Annotated in this window: 12 protein-coding genes and 1 pseudogene; 12 read left to right on the forward strand and 1 reads right to left on the reverse strand. The window is 69.0% G+C overall.

Translation table 11 applies throughout. From position 1 onward, the window contains the following. The first annotated feature begins 22 nt into the window (after positions 1-22). The 10 genes from IPG68_01245 to IPG68_01290 are packed head-to-tail and all read left to right on the forward strand — an operon-like array spanning position 23 to position 7861. Positions 23-268, forward strand: a complete 246-nt coding sequence (locus IPG68_01245) for a hypothetical protein (protein ID MBK6761977.1) — start codon at positions 23-25, stop codon at positions 266-268. Further along, positions 265-969, forward strand: coding sequence for a response regulator transcription factor (locus tag IPG68_01250; GenBank protein MBK6761978.1), 705 nt, complete (start codon positions 265-267; stop codon positions 967-969). Before IPG68_01245 ends, IPG68_01250 begins: the two co-directional genes overlap by 4 nt. Then, positions 959-2362: a HAMP domain-containing histidine kinase gene (locus IPG68_01255; GenBank protein MBK6761979.1), complete on the forward strand. Its 1404-nt coding sequence runs from the start codon at positions 959-961 to the stop codon at positions 2360-2362. The genes IPG68_01250 and IPG68_01255 overlap by 11 nt, the downstream gene beginning before the upstream one ends. A 54-nt stretch (positions 2363-2416) precedes the next feature. Further along, positions 2417-2818, forward strand: coding sequence for a DUF2752 domain-containing protein (locus IPG68_01260; protein ID MBK6761980.1), 402 nt, complete (start codon positions 2417-2419; stop codon positions 2816-2818). 44 nt (positions 2819-2862) lie between these two features. After that, positions 2863-3669: an indole-3-glycerol phosphate synthase TrpC gene (gene trpC / locus IPG68_01265; GenBank protein MBK6761981.1), complete on the forward strand. Its 807-nt coding sequence runs from the start codon at positions 2863-2865 to the stop codon at positions 3667-3669. A 12-nt stretch (positions 3670-3681) separates the two neighbouring features. Next, positions 3682-4869, forward strand: coding sequence for a tryptophan synthase subunit beta (gene trpB / locus IPG68_01270; GenBank protein MBK6761982.1), 1188 nt, complete (start codon positions 3682-3684; stop codon positions 4867-4869). Beyond that, positions 4863-5687, forward strand: coding sequence for a tryptophan synthase subunit alpha (locus tag IPG68_01275; protein ID MBK6761983.1), 825 nt, complete (start codon positions 4863-4865; stop codon positions 5685-5687). Before trpB ends, IPG68_01275 begins: the two co-directional genes overlap by 7 nt. Beyond that, positions 5684-6199, forward strand: a complete 516-nt coding sequence (locus IPG68_01280) for a DoxX family membrane protein (protein ID MBK6761984.1) — start codon at positions 5684-5686, stop codon at positions 6197-6199. The genes IPG68_01275 and IPG68_01280 overlap by 4 nt, the downstream gene beginning before the upstream one ends. Before the next feature lie 4 nt (positions 6200-6203). After that, complete coding sequence (locus IPG68_01285; GenBank protein ID MBK6761985.1) at positions 6204-6980, forward strand: thioredoxin domain-containing protein; 777 nt, start codon at positions 6204-6206, stop codon at positions 6978-6980. Then, positions 6977-7861: a prolipoprotein diacylglyceryl transferase gene (locus IPG68_01290; GenBank protein MBK6761986.1), complete on the forward strand. Its 885-nt coding sequence runs from the start codon at positions 6977-6979 to the stop codon at positions 7859-7861. Before IPG68_01285 ends, IPG68_01290 begins: the two co-directional genes overlap by 4 nt. Here the strand turns inward: IPG68_01290 and IPG68_01295 are convergent. After that, positions 7826-8629, reverse strand: a complete 804-nt coding sequence (locus tag IPG68_01295; protein MBK6761987.1) for an alpha/beta hydrolase — start codon at positions 8627-8629, stop codon at positions 7826-7828. The genes IPG68_01290 and IPG68_01295 overlap by 36 nt on opposite strands. Positions 8630-9383: 754 nt before the next feature. Here IPG68_01295 and gltB point away from each other — a divergent pair. Both gltB and IPG68_01305 read left to right on the forward strand, forming a co-directional pair. Next, positions 9384-13891, forward strand: a pseudogene (gene gltB / locus IPG68_01300) (glutamate synthase large subunit). Beyond that, positions 13884-15335 (forward strand): glutamate synthase subunit beta, encoded by a 1452-nt coding sequence (locus IPG68_01305; GenBank protein MBK6761988.1) that lies wholly within the window; start codon positions 13884-13886, stop codon positions 15333-15335. Before gltB ends, IPG68_01305 begins: the two are co-directional and overlap by 8 nt. Positions 15336-15414: the final 79 nt, after the last annotated feature.

Below are 15414 nucleotides of genomic sequence, written 5' to 3' on the forward strand. Positions count from 1 at the left end.
ATCGAATCTGGAGGTTCTGCCCATGCCGATGTATGACAACCACCACGGCCGTACGACGGCGATGTGGACGGGGACGACGATCGTGACGATCGGGTTCTTGGTCGGGACGATCGCACTGATCATCGCTCAGCCGTGGCTGTTCTGGGTGGGGGTCGCACTCGTCCCGATCGGCGCCATCGTCGGCAAGGCCATGGCCATGGCCGGCATGGGTCAGCCGCAGAAGGACGCCCCGGCCCGCGCTGCTGCGCAGGACACCGCTGACGCGTGACCACCGCACGCGGGGTGGTGCTCGTCGTCGAGGACGAGCCGGCCATTGCAGACCTCCTTCGGATGTACCTGAGCCGCGAGGGCTTCCAGGTGCTCGTCGAGACCGACGGCCAGGAAGCCTTGACGGCGATCGCGGATCACCGGCCGTCGTGCGTGCTGCTGGACGTGGGCCTGCCCGGCATGGACGGCATTGAGGTCTGCCGACGGCTACGAGCCGAGCAGGACTGGACACCGGTACTGTTCTGCACCGCCCGGGATGACGAAGTCGACCGGGTGCTCGGCCTGGAACTCGGCGCCGACGACTACATCACTAAACCCTTCAGTCCCCGAGAGGTCGTCGCGCGGGTCAAGGCCGTGGTGCGCAGGGCCCGCGGTCCGCAGGCGCAGAACCAGGCGGTGCGTGTCGGCAAGGTCGAGATGGACCCGATGACCCGGCGTTGCACGGTTGCTGGCCGCTCGGTGGAACTGACCGCCACCGAGTTCGACCTGCTCTTCTACCTCATGACGCACCCGGGGCAGATCTTCAGCCGCGACCAGCTGCTCAGTGAGGTGTGGGGCTACGCCGCCATGGTCAACACCCGCACCGTCGACGTCCACGTGGCGCAACTGCGCGGCAAGCTCGGCGAGAACAACATCATCCGGACCGTGCGCGGCGTGGGTTATGGCGCCGAGGCGAGCGAGTCCGGCCCCGATGCCCAGTGACGCCCCCAATGGGGTCCTGACCGCACCGAGCGCGGCTGACACAGTCCGGCGGTCCTCGTTGGGCCTGCGCACCGTCCTGGTGACCACTCTGGTCGCCCTGTTGGCGGTACTGATGACCGGGCTCGCCGCGCTGCCGCTGCTGCGCGCCTCCGAACTGCGCGACCAGCACAGACAGTTGTCCCAGTTGGCCGATGCTGCAGCGGCCTCTACCCAGACCACGGGACCATTGACCGACGCCATCCAGCAGCGCCTCATCAGCACCTTGCGCCGTGAACAGGTCAGTCTCGCGCTGATCACGCCCGAGGGTGCCATCCCCCAGGGTCTGTCGGCCGCGGAGCTCGTCCCGCTCTGGACGACGGCGAAACTGACCACCACGTACTCGCTCGACGGGCAGTCCTACATGCTCGAGGGCCGCGTGATCGCCAAGGACACCGGTCTCCTGCTCATCCAGCCGACGTCGGTGTCCGGGTTCGGTCTTCGCGAGTTGTGGGGCCGGATCGGCATGGCCATCGTCATCGGCGGTGTCCTGGCGGCGCTGGCCGGCGCATTGCTCGCCAGGAGGGTGACGCGGCCGCTGCGAACCTTGGTCAACGCCGCCCGCCGCCTCCAGGCCGGCGACCGCAACCTGCGCCTGGAACCCGAGGGCCCGGCCGAGGTCGCGGAACTCGCAGTGGCGCTCAATCAGTTGGGCGACAGCCTGGCCACCAGCGAGGAACGACAGCGGGACTTCCTGCTGTCGGTCAGCCACGAGTTGCGCACCCCGATGACCGCCATCGGAGGGTACGCCGAGGCCCTGGCCGACGGCGTCGTGCCCGACGACGACGTGGAACGGGTGGCCGGCACGATGCTGTCGGAAACGCACCGGCTCGATGCGCTGATCGCCGACCTGCTGGATCTCGCGCGGCTCGGGGCCGTGGAGTTCCCGGTGGACATCGTCGAGGTGGACCTGCGCGACGTCGCCGCTGCTGCCGACGAGGTCTGGGCGGACCGCTGCGCCGCCGAGGGGGTCAAGTGGTTCTGCCACGCGCCCCAACGACCGGTGCTGGTGCGTTGTGACCCACGCCGTGTGCGCCAGATCATCGACAACCTCGTGGCCAACGCGCTGCGCGTGACCCCGGCCGGGGAGCCGATCATCCTGCAGGTGGCCAACGACCCCCCGGTCGGGTACTTGGAGGTGCGTGACGGCGGGCCCGGCCTGTCGGACAGCGACCTGGCGGTCGCGTTCGTCCCCGCCGAGTTGTACAGCCGCTACCGGGGACTGCGGCAGGTCGGCACCGGCGTCGGGCTGGCACTGGTTGGCCGGCTGGCCGAGCGGCTCGGGGGGCGGGCCTCCGCCGGGCACGCGCCGGAGGGCGGGGCCTGTTTCCGCGTGTCATTCCCATCGGTGGGGTGAGAGGCCCGCGCGTCCCGGCTGGGGGGAACCACAATCACCTCCTATCCTCAGGACATGAGCAGGTGGGACCGCGTCAAGGTTCCGGTCATGGTCGGCGCGGGCACGCTGGTGGCCAGCGCCTACGTCTATGCGTTCGACCCATCCGAACCCGGCCATTTCCCGCCCTGCCCGACGAAGGTCCTCACAGGTCTCGACTGCCCGTTCTGCGGCAGCCTGCGCGCCAGCCACGACCTCATGCACACGAACCTCACCGGGGCCTTGGACTTCAACGCGATGACGGTGCTGTTCGTACTGCCGGCAGCGCTGATCGCGTGGGTGCTGTGGCTGCGCGCGGCATGGCGCGATGAGCCGGCTGTGCGGGTGCCACGCTGGGCGCTGGTGACCAGTGTGGTCGCGCTGGTGGCCTTCACAGTGGTGCGCAACCTGCCCGGGATGCCGCTGGGCACCGCCGCCTAGGGGGTGTCCGAAGCGGTGTTCGTCGCGCGGTTAGTCTGACTTCTGTGAGCGTGCTCGACGAGATCCTCTCCGGCGTCCGGGAAGACCTTGCGGCGCGCGAGGAGCAGGTTCCACTCGACGAACTGAAGCGCCGCGTGGAAATCGTCCCCGATCCCATCGACGCCCTGGCGGTGCTACGACAAGGTGGCGTCGGGGTCATCGCGGAGGTCAAGCGATCCTCCCCGAGCCGGGGTTCGCTGGCGCCCATCGACGACCCCGCGCTCTTGGCCCAGGCCTATGAGAGTGGTGGTGCCCGTTGCATCAGCGTCCTCACCGAGCAGCGCCGGTTCGGCGGCAGTCTCGAGGATCTCGCAGCAGTGCGGGCTGCGGTCGACGTGCCCGTGCTACGCAAGGACTTCATCGTCACGTCCTACCAACTGTGGGAGGCCCGCTCTTACGGCGCCGACCTGGCCCTGCTGATCGTCGCTGCCCTGGAGCAACCGGCACTGGTCTCGCTCGTCGAGCGCGCTGAGTCCATCGGGCTGCTGCCATTGGTCGAGGTTCACGACCGTGAAGAGGTGCAGCGCGCCGTCGATGCAGGCGCAAAGGTGATCGGTGTCAACGCCCGCGACCTCAAGACCCTGGAGGTTGACCTGGGGGTATTCGAGCGGGTCGCGCCCAGCATTCCCGAAGGCATCGTGCGTATCGCCGAATCCGGGGTGAAGAGCCCGCAGGACCTGCTCGCGTACGCCGCCGCCGGCGCTGATGCTGTCCTGGTGGGTGAGGCGCTGGTGACCCAGGCCGACCCCGCCGCAGCCGTTCAGGATCTGGTGTCGGCCGGCGAGCACCCAGCCGTCCGCCACGCCGACTAGGAGGCCCGCACCGTGGACCTGCCCGACGCCAGAGGGCACTTCGGACAGTACGGAGGCCGCTTCGTGCCCGAAGCGCTGGTGGCCGCCCTCGACGAACTCGACGACGCATTCCGCAAGGCGTGGCTCGACGACGCCTTCCACGCTGAACTCGACGCCCTCCTGCGTGACTACTCGGGCCGGCCCACTCCGCTGACCAGTGCCGCCGGGCTGGCACGGGCCTTCGGGGTGAGGCAGGTGCTGCTCAAGCGCGAAGACCTCAATCACACCGGCAGCCACAAGATCAACAACGTGCTGGGCCAGGCCCTGCTCACCAAACGCATGGGCAAGCCCCGGGTCATCGCCGAGACGGGTGCCGGGCAGCACGGTGTGGCGACCGCCACCGCAGCCGCGCTGCTGGACCTCGAGTGCGTGGTCTACATGGGGGAGGAGGACACCGAACGCCAGGCGCTGAACGTCGCCCGAATGCAACTGCTGGGCGCCGAGGTGGTGCCCGTGCGAACGGGAAGCCGGACCCTCAAGGATGCGATCAACGAGGCCATGCGCGACTGGGTGACCAATGTGGCCACCACCCACTACCTGCTGGGAACTGTTGCCGGACCTGCGCCGTTCCCCGAGATGGTCCGGGAGTTCCACCGGGTCATCGGCAAGGAGGCCCGGGAGCAGTGCCTGCAACGTGGCGGCCTGCCTGATGCGGTCGTCGCCTGTATTGGTGGCGGGTCGAACGCGATCGGGATCTTCTACGATTTCCTGGACGACGAGGTCGGCCTATACGGTTTCGAAGCCGCCGGTGACGGCATCGAGACCGGGCGGCACGCGGCAACTCTGTCGGCCGGGTCGGTCGGGGTCCTGCATGGGACCCGGTCCTACCTGCTGCAGGACGACAATGGCCAGACCATGGCCAGCCACTCGATCTCCGCGGGCCTGGACTACCCGGGGGTCGGCCCCGAACACGCATGGCTGCGCGACAAGGGCCGGGTGGTGTACGAGGGCGTCACAGACTCCGAGGCGATGGCCGCATTCCAGCTGCTGTGCCGCGAAGAGGGCATCATCCCGGCAATCGAAAGCGCACACGCCATCGCGGGTGCCCGGCGGCTCGGGCAGCGGCTGGGTCCCGACGCCACGATACTGATCAACCTGTCCGGCCGCGGTGACAAGGACGTGGCGACCGCCGCGGAGTACTTCGGACTGGGGGCATCGTGAGCAGGTTGCAGGAGGCGTTTGCGGCCGCCCGAGCGGAGGACCGCGCCCTGCTGATCGGCTACATGCCGGCCGGTTTCCCGAGTTGGGTCGACGCGGTGGCCGTGGTTTCCGCGATGGTCGAGAACGGCGTGGACGTCGTGGAGATCGGGTTGCCGTACAGCGACCCCCTTATGGACGGCCCTGTGATCCAGGCCGCCGCCGACCGGGCGCTGGCTCAGGGGACAACAGTGCCGGACGTCCTGCGCACGGTCGAGGCCATCGCCGCGACGGGTGCCCCGACGCTGGTGATGAGCTACTGGAACCCGATCGAGCACTACGGTCTGGAGCGGTTCGCCAAGGATCTCGCGGCCGTCGGCGGGACCGGCGTCATCACCCCGGACATCATTCCCGAAGAGGCCGACGACTGGGTGCGGGCCACGGACGAGGCCATGGTCGACCGGGTTTTCCTCGTCGCGCCGTCGTCGCCCCCCGCCCGCATCGAACAGGTGGCACGGATCAGTTCCGGGTTCGTCTACGCGGCTTCGACGATGGGGGTCACCGGCACCCGCAGTTCGGTGTCGGCCGACGCCCGCGACCTGGTCGCCCGCACCCGGGCCGTCACGACTCAGCCGGTCTGCGTCGGACTCGGCGTCAGCACCCCTGAGCAGGCCGCTGAAGTCGGTGGGTACGCCGACGGCGTCATCGTCGGATCAGCATTCGTGCGGTTGGTTCTGGAATCGCCGTCGCCCGCGGAGGCTGCGACCGCCGTGGCGGGGCTGGCGGCATCAATGGCCGGCGCGCTGCGCGGTGCCCGTCGGGGCGGGGGGCAGCCCGCATGAGCACGCGGGTCAAGGACGTCATCGGCCTCGTCTTCCGGCTTGTGCTGGCCGGGGTGCTGGGTTACGCCGGGCTCATCAAGATCTTCGAGGAGGACGGTGCCCGGCTCGCGGTCATGGCGTTCCGGCTCTTCCCGGTCGAATGGACGTCGTTCCTCGGGTGGGCGCTGCCCGCCGCGGAGATACTTGCCGCAGCACTTCTGCTCGCAGGACTGTTCACGCGGTGGGCGGCACTGTTGGCCGCTGTGCTCATGACCGCGTTCGTGTTCGGCATCGCCAGCGTCTGGATCCGGGGGTACTCCATCGACTGCGGGTGCTTCGGCGGTGGTGGTGACATCAGCGCCGAAGGCCGCCACCTGCGCTACACGATCGACATCGTGCGTGACCTCGCGCTGGCGGGCATGGCGGTCTGGCTGGTCGTGCGTCCGCGCACGATGTGGTCATTGGACCGCGTGCCGGTGAACCAGCCAGCGATCGATGACGTCTATTCTGAAGACTCCGAAAGGCAGGTCTGACCCTATGGCGCAGAAGAACGAGTCGGCGAAGAGCACCCGCGAGAAGGCGGCCGAGGCGCGCGCCGCGGCCCAGGCCGCCGAACGCCGCCGCGAACGCATGATCCGCATCGTCGGGGGTCTGGCGGTCCTGGTCGTCGTGGTGGGCATCATCGGCTTCGGGGTGTGGCAGTCGAACCAGAGCGACACGCCAGCCGCCGACGCGAACTCGGCCCTGCCCACCGGCGTCACAGCAGAGACCGGTTACGCATTCCAGGCGAACACGGCGCCGGACGCCCCGCAGGTGGAGATCTTCGAGGACTTCCAGTGCCCGGCCTGCGCCAACCTTGAGCAGACCTACGGGCCGATGATCCAGCAGGAGGCCGCGGACGGCAACATCGCGTTGTCCTACCGGATCATGACCTTCCTGGACAACAACCTCAACAACGACGCCTCCCTTCGCGCGGCCAACGGCCTCGGCTGCGCCATCACCGGCGGAGTGGGTGAGCCGTTCCACAACCTCGTCTACGCCAACCAGCCTGAGCAGGAGGGTGACGGCTGGACCGACGACCAGCTCAAGCAGTTCGGTGCCGACGCCGGGTTGAGCGGGGACGCGAAGACCCAGTTCGACAAGTGCGTCGACGAGGGGACCTACAAGGGCTGGGCGCAGTTGTCCAACGACGCGGCGTTCAGCGAGGGGATCAGCGGCACCCCGACGATCTTCGTCAACGGCAAGGAACTGCCGTCCTCCGCCCTGCAGAGCGAGCAGGCGCTCAAAGAGGCGCTGACCAACCCGCAGCAGTGACTCAGGCCTTCATCCCCTCCCCGGCGAACGGGGTCTGGGACCTCGGACCGATCCCGGTGCGCGCCTACGCGTTGTGCATCCTGATCGGGATCTTCGTGGCGGTGTACATCACCGACAAACGCTGGATCGCGCGCGGCGGCCAGGGTGGACAGATCGCCGATGTGGCGCTGTGGGCCGTCCCGGCGGGCATCATCGGTGCCCGGCTGTACCACGTGATGACCGACTGGTCGACGTACTTCGGTGACGGCGGGCTCGGATTCGTCGCCTCCTTGAAGATATGGCAGGGCGGCCTGGGGATCTGGGGTGCTGTCGCCGGGGGTGCGCTCGGAGCCTGGTACGCCTGCCGGCGCTACGGCTTGCTACTCCCGCCACTGGGGGATGCGCTGGCTCCTGGCCTGGCTGTGGCGCAGGCGATCGGCCGGTGGGGCAACTGGTTCAACCAGGAGTTGTTCGGAAGCCCCACCACGCTGCCGTGGGGCCTGGAGATCGACGTGGCCAACCGGCCGGCGGGGTATGAGCAGTACGCCACCTTCCACCCGACGTTCCTCTACGAGTCACTGTGGTGCCTGCTCGTCGCGGTCGCCGTGTGGTGGCTCGACCGTCGCTTCCGGATGGGTCACGGGCGCGTGTTCGCGGCGTACGTGGCGCTGTACACCCTGGGCCGGTTCTTCTGGGAACTGCTGCGCATCGACGACGCGACCCAGATCCTCGGAGTACGAGTGAATGTCTTCACATCCGTCCTGGTGTTCCTCGGGGCCATCATCTACATCCTCGTGTCGCGGCGACACGCACCGGGCCGGGAGACGACCGTGTACCGACCGGGACGCGAGCCGGTGGCGGTCCGCTCAGCCGAGCCCGACCTCCGCGGCGAGGTCGAGTAGCGCCTCGCGTACCCGGTCCGGGTACTCCAGCACCAAGAAGTGGGTCGCGTCCCAGCGCTCGGCGCGGCCCTGTGGGGTGCGTTCGGCGGCGGCCTCCACCGCTGCGGGATCGGTCACGTAGTCCTGCCCGGCGCTGACATAGACCACGGGGCAGCCGATGCCCGAGACGTCCATCTCCCGGTGGCGACGCAGGGCGCCGGCCAGCCGTCCGTACCAGTGGACGTCCATGCCCAGGAAGTCCCGGACGAGTTCGCGCACCTGCGCGATGTCGGCACTGGCGCCGATCGCCCCGGTTGACTTCAGCCACTCGGCAGTTGTCGGACTCTCGCCGAGGCGGTGGACCAAGGCTCCGATCCGGGAACCAGTGGCCTGCAAGAGAGCCGTGGCGAATCCCACCAGGGACACCGCCACGTCCCGCGGGATGGACGGCAGGGGCAGCATCGCGTCGAAGGTCCCGCCCGGCACCCCGGCCAGCGCCAGCACACCGGCCACCCGCTCGTCGGCGGCGGCGAGTTCCAGTGCGATGTTCACCCCGAGCGACCAGCCGACGACGAGGTAGCGATCCCATCCGGCGTTCTCTACGACGGCCATCGCGTCGGCGAGTTGATCGGCCATCTCGATGCCGCCCCCGCGGCGCCTCGGACGGTGGGATGCCTCGATGCCACCAGGTCCGGGCGTCGAAACCGCAGCCCGGGTCGCGCAAAGTGGGCCACGCAGCCGGGCTGGAAGCCAATCCGTTGCAGATGAGCAGCGGGATGCCGTCGGCATCGTTGTGCCAGGCCGCGAGCAGCGTGCCATCGTCGCTGCGAACGCGGTACTCGGTCACATGGTCCAGTGTGCCGGGGGCCGGGTGGTGTTTGGCGACGGGCACCGGCTCGGCGCGGGGTGCGCGCTGGCGCTACCCGGGAGAGTTCGGTACATCGGGGAGTGGTTCTGCACGGTTGGATCGCTCCCGCCCTGAGGCTTCCCTCCCGGGTGGGGATGGCCTGCGTGCCTTGTGTCCGCCAGCTGCAGGCGGGAGAGTTCGGTACGTCGGGGGAGCGCGCGCCACCGTGCCGGATCGCTCCCGGGTGTACGGATCCCTCCCGGGTGTAGAAAGCGGGGGCCTGGGGTCCGCCAGGTGCAGGCGGGAGAGTTACCCGGGGGGGGGGGTGTAACCGGGGGGGGGGGGCCCCGGGGGGGGGGGGTCCCGGGGGGGGGGGGGGGGGGGGGGGGGGGCCCCCGCAGGTGCAGGGGAGTACCTCTGGGCGGGAGCGTTGCAACCGTGCCGGATCGCTCCCGGGTGTACGGATCGCTCCCGGGTGTAGAAAGCGGCGGTGCCTTGTGCGCTCCAGCTGCAGGCGGGGGAGATCGGTACATCGGGGGAGCGAAAGGGACTAGCCGTTCCCTCCCCCTGCGGGTGAGGTCGCGGGGGACAAGCGCCGGTGGGTTATGCTGAACCCGCTTCGGGCCAACGGCGTCCCGCGGGCGCGTCTGAGCGCGCGTCCCGGACCAGCAAGACCCTTGAGACCCTGGAGTGAGCATGACCCGCAACCCCGGCTTGTACGACCCGGCGTTCGAGCATGACGCCTGCGGCGTCGCCTTCGTGGCGACCATGTCGGGGCAACCGTCCCACGAGATCGTGCAGAAGGCGCTCACCGCACTGACCAACCTCGAGCACCGCGGTGCGTCCGGCAGCGAGCCGGATTCCGGCGACGGGGCGGGCATCCTCATCCAGATCCCCGACGCGCTGTATCGCGAGGTGGTCGGCTTCGAACTCCCGCCCGCAGGCCGCTACGGCGTGGGCACCGCCTTCCTGCCGGTGGACGGCGGGGAGGCCGAGGTGGCCGTCAAGACCATCGAGGCGATCGCCGTCGAGGAGGGCCTCACTGTCCTGGGCTGGCGCGAACTGCCCACCGACCACTCTCTGGTCGGCAAGACCGCGCTGGGTGCGATGCCGGCCTTCCGCCAGATCTTCATCACCGGACCGGCAGGTGACGACGACCTGCATCTGGAACGGCTGGCCTTCATCCTGCGCAAGCGGGCCGAGCGCGAAGCGGGTGTGTACTTCCCGAGCCTGAGCACCCGCACCATCGTCTACAAGGGCATGCTCACCACCGCCCAGCTCGAGCCGTTCTTCCCCGACCTGTCCGACCCGCGCACGGCGTCGGCGCTGGGAATGGTGCACTCCCGCTTCTCCACCAACACGTTCCCGAGCTGGCCACTGGCCCATCCCTTCCGGCTCATCGCGCACAACGGCGAGATCAATACAGTCAAGGGCAACCGGAACTGGATGCGTGCCCGCGAAGCCCTGCTGCGCAGCGACCTGATCCCCGGCGACCTCGAGCGACTGTTCCCCATCTGCACGCCGACGGCCAGCGACTCGGCCAGTTTCGACGAAGTGCTGGAACTGCTGTATTTGGGTGGCCGGTCACTGCCGCACGCGGTGCTGATGATGATCCCGGAGGCCTGGGAGAACAACCCGGAGATGGATCCCGGGCGACGGGCGTTCTACCAGTACCACTCCTCGCTGACCGAGCCGTGGGATGGCCCGGCGAGTGTGTCCTTCACCGACGGCCGGATCATCGGCGCAGTCCTGGACCGCAACGGGTTGCGTCCGGGCCGGTTCTGGGTCACCGACGACGGCCTGGTCGTCCTGGCCTCCGAGGCCGGCGTGCTGGACCTCGACCCGGCCACCGTGGTGCGCAAGGGTCGTCTGCAGCCGGGGCGGATGTTCCTCGTGGACACCGTGCAGGGCCGGATCGTGGAGGACGACGAGGTCAAGGCACAACTGGCCGCCGAACGCCCGTACGGCGAATGGCTGCACGCCGGAGTGATCCACCTCGACGCACTCCCCGAGCGCGAGCACATCGTGCACACGCCCCTGTCGATCGCCCGTCGGCAGCAGACCTTCGGATACACCGAGGAGGAATTGCGGGTCCTTCTGGCACCGATGGCACAGAACGCCGCCGAACCGCTCGGGTCCATGGGTACCGACACCCCGGTCGCGGTGCTGTCGGACCGCCCGCGCCTGCTGTTCGATTACTTCGCGCAGTTGTTCGCCCAGGTCACGAACCCTCCGCTGGACGCGATCCGCGAGGAGATCATCACCTCGCTCAGCAGCCCGATCGGTCCGGAGGGCAACCTGCTGGAAGCGACTCCGGCCCACTGCCGTCAGATCCTGCTGCCGTTCCCGGTCATCGACAACGACGAACTGGCGAAACTCCTGCACATCAACCAGGACGGGGACCTGCCCGGCTTCGCCGCTACGCGGATCTCGGGGCTGTACGACATCAACGGGCGTGCCCAGGCCTTGGAGGACCGGCTCGAGGAGATCTTCGGCGAGATCGACGAGGCCATCGAGAACGGCACCCGGTTCCTGGTGCTCAGCGACCGTGACTCGGACTTCGATCACGCCCCGATCCCGTCGCTGCTGCTCACCTCCGCGGTCCACCACCACCTGGTGCGCCGCAAGACCCGCACGCTGGTCTCGATGGCGGTGGAGGCCGGTGACGTGCGCGAGGTGCACCACGTGGCGCTGCTCGTCGGTTACGGTGCGGCGGCGGTCAACCCCTACCTGGCCATGGAGACTGTGGAGTCGATGGTCCGCTCCGGCGCCCTCGCCGACATCACGCCGGAGCAGGCGGTCCGCAATCTGGTGAAGGCGCTCGGCAAGGGCGTGCTGAAAGTGATGTCGAAGATGGGCATCTCCACCGTCGCGTCGTACCGCGGCGCCCAGGTCTTCGAAGCGCTCGGACTGAGCCAGGAACTGGTGGACCGCCACTTCACCGGCACGACCAGCAAGCTCGGCGGCATCGGCATCGACGTCATCCACCAGGAGGTCCAGCGGCGGCACGACGTCGCCTATCCGATCACCGGGATCTCGCCGGCCCACCGGCAACTGGAGGTGGGAGGGGAGTACCAGTGGCGCCGCGAAGGCGAGCCCCACCTGTTCGACCCGGAGACCGTCTTCCGCCTGCAGCACGCCACGCGGGAGGGACGCTACGACGTGTTTCGCGAGTACACCGACCGCGTGGACGACCAGAGCAAGCACTTGATGACGCTGCGGGGATTGTTTGAACTGAAGGCCGGGGAACGCCCGCCGGTGCCCTCGACGAGGTCGAGCCGGCCAGCGAGATCGTCAAGCGCTTCTCCACCGGGGCGATGTCGTACGGGTCGATCTCACAGGAGGCCCACGAGGCCCTTGCGATCGCGATGAACCGCCTCGGGGCGAAGTCCAACACGGGGGAGGGCGGGGAAGACCCGCAGCGCTTCGTGCCGATGGCCAACGGCGACTCGAAGCGCTCGGCGATCAAGCAGGTCGCGTCGGGCCGCTTCGGGGTCACCAGCGAATACCTGGTCAACGCCGATGACATCCAGATCAAGATGGCCCAGGGCGCCAAGCCCGGAGAGGGCGGACAGCTGCCCGGTCACAAGGTGTACCCGTGGGTGGCGAAGACGCGTCACTCCACGCCGGGGGTGGGGCTGATCTCCCCGCCACCGCACCACGACATCTACTCCATCGAGGACCTGGCACAACTGATCCACGACCTGAAGAACGCCAACCCGCGAGCGCGCGTGCACGTGAAGTTGGTCTCGGAAGTCGGTGTCGGAACGGTGGCAGCCGGCGTGAGCAAGGCCCACGCGGACGTCATCCTCATCTCCGGCCACGACGGTGGCACGGGGGCCTCCCCGCTGACCTCGCTCAAGCATGCCGGCGGTCCGTGGGAACTCGGTGTGGCCGAGACCCAGCAGACGCTGATCGCCAACGGCCTGCGGGACCGGGTCGTGGTCCAGACCGACGGGCAGCTGAAGACCGGCCGGGACGTGGTGATCGCCGCGCTGCTCGGCGCTGAGGAGTTCGGCTTCGCGACCGCGCCCCTGGTGGTGATGGGCTGCGTGATGATGCGGGTGTGCCACCTGGACACGTGCCCGGTGGGTGTGGCCACGCAGAACCCGGTGCTGCGCTCGCGGTTCACCGGCCGCCCCGAATTCGTGGTGAACTTCTTCGAGTTCATCGCCGAGCAGGTGCGAGAGCAGTTGGCCGAGTTGGGCTTCCGCAGCCTGGACGAGGCGATCGGCCGGGTCGATGTGCTCGACGTGCGCCAGGCAGTGGACCACTGGAAGGCCCATGGGCTGGACCTGAGCCCGATCCTGGCGCAGCCGAAGGGCGACTCGCCGGTGCGCTGTGTGACCACTCAGGACCACGGCCTGGACAAGGCGCTGGACATGCGGCTCATCGAGATCTGCCGCCCGGCGCTGGAGTCCGGCGAGCCGGTCCGGGTGGCGCTGCCGATCCGCAACGTCAACCGGACCGTCGGCACGATGCTCGGCAGCGAGGTGACCCGGGTTCACGGCGCCGCGGGCCTGCCGGCGGACACCATCGACATCACGTTGACCGGATCGGCGGGCCAGAGTTTCGGTGCCTTCGTGCCGCGCGGTATGACACTGCGACTCGTCGGGGACGCCAACGACTACCTGGGCAAGGGCTTGTCCGGAGGCACGCTGGTCGTGCGTCCCGACGAGCGCTCGCCGTTCGCCGCTCACGAGCAGATCATCGCCGGCAACGTGATCGCCTACGGCGCCACCGACGGGCGCATCTTCGCTAGCGGCAAGGTCGGCGAGCGGTGCTGCGTGCGCAACAGCGGCGCGACCGTGGTCGTGGAGGGCACCGGTGACCACGGCTGCGAGTACATGACGGGCGGGCACGCCGTCGTGCTCGGGCCGGTCGGCCGCAACTTCGCGGCCGGCATGTCTGGCGGGACGGCGTTCCTGCTCGATGCGTACCTCGACCACATCAACCAGGACATGGTGGCACTCGAGGACCTCGACGCCGAGGACGCCAGTTGGCTGCACACGGTGGTCAGCGAGCATGCCGACCAGACCGGATCGGTGGTGGCCGCGGAGTTGTTGGCCGACTGGCAGGCGGCACTGCGGCGGTTCTGCAAGGTGATGCCACGCGACTACCGCAAGGTGCTCGATGCGATCGCGCTTGCTGAGAGCGAAGGCCGGAACATCGACGACGCGATCATGGAGGCGAGCCGTGGCTGACCCCAGAGGATTCCTGAAAGCTGGACGGCAACTGCCGACCCGGCGCCCGGTGGACGTTCGCATCCAGGACTGGCGAGAGGTGTACGAACCGTTCGCGGAGTCGAAACTGCGCACGCAGGCCTCGCGGTGTATGGACTGCGGCATCCCGTTCTGCCACAACGGCTGCCCATTGGGCAACCTGATTCCGGAGTGGAACGACCTGACCCGCCGCGGCGACTGGCAGGCGTCGATCGAGCGGTTGCACGCAACGAACAACTTCCCGGAGTTCACCGGACGGTTGTGCCCGGCGCCGTGTGAGAGCGCGTGCGTACTGGGCATCAACCAGGATCCGGTCACCATCAAGCAGGTCGAGGTGTCCATCATCGACCGCGCGTGGGAGGCCGGCTGGGTGCAGCCACAACCCCCGGAGCGCCTGTCGGGCAGGACCGTTGCCGTGGTGGGCTCCGGTCCGGCGGGGCTGGCTGCCGCCCAGCAACTGGCGCGGGCCGGGCACACGGTCGCCGTGTACGAGCGGGCTGACCGCATCGGAGGACTGCTGCGCTACGGCATCCCCGAGTTCAAGATGGAGAAGCGTCACGTGGACCGCCGCGTCGCCCAGATGGAGGCCGAGGGGGTCAAGTTCCGCACCGGGATCGAGATCGGCAAGGACGTCAGCGCCGACGATCTGCGCCGGCGCTACGACGCGGTGCTGTTCGCGGTCGGATCGACGATCGGGCGGGACCTGCCGGTGCCCGGTCGGGACCTGGCGGGCATCCACCAAGCAATGGAGTACCTGCCGCTGGCCAACCGGGTGCAGGAGGGAGACCTCGACAAGTCGCCCATCCACGCCCGCCGCAAGCATGTGGTCATCATCGGCGGCGGAGACACGGGTGCCGACTGCCTGGGGACCGCGATCCGGCAGGGCGCAGCCAGCATCACGCAGTTGGAGATCCTGCCCACGCCTCCGCAGACCCGTCCGGCCGGCCAGCCCTGGCCCACGTACCCGGCGGTATTCCGGGTGTCGTCGGCTCATGAGGAAGGCGGCGACCGGGTGTTCTCGGTGTCCACGAGGCGTTTCGTGGGACGCGACGGCCGGGTCACCGGGCTGGAACTTGTCGAGGTGGAGTGGCGCGATGGGCGGCCCGTGGAGATCGAGGGGTCCGAGCGCGTCATCCCCGCCGACCTGGTGACTCTCGCGATGGGTTTTGTGGGGCCGGAGGCCGACGCCATCAGTTCGCAGATCGGGCTCGACCGCGACGCCCGCGGCAACTTCGTGCGCGACGACGACTACGCCACCGGGGTCCCGGGGGTGTTCGTCGCCGGTGACGCGGGGCGTGGCCAGTCGCTGATCGTGTGGGCGATCGCGGAGGGCCGGGCGGCAGCTGCGGCGATCGACGAGCACCTGGTGGGATCGACGAATCTGCCGAAGCCGCTGCCGGCCTCGGCGCGACCGGTGACCGCCTGACCGACGTGGTGAGTAGTCCGTCACCGGGCCCGCAGATGTTGCTCGGTGAACGGCCTGGTGTGCGGTCCCGCCCTTCACT

The organism is Micrococcales bacterium (assembly GCA_016703125.1).
In the GTDB taxonomy this organism is placed as follows: domain Bacteria; phylum Actinomycetota; class Actinomycetes; order S36-B12; family UBA10799; genus JADKAV01.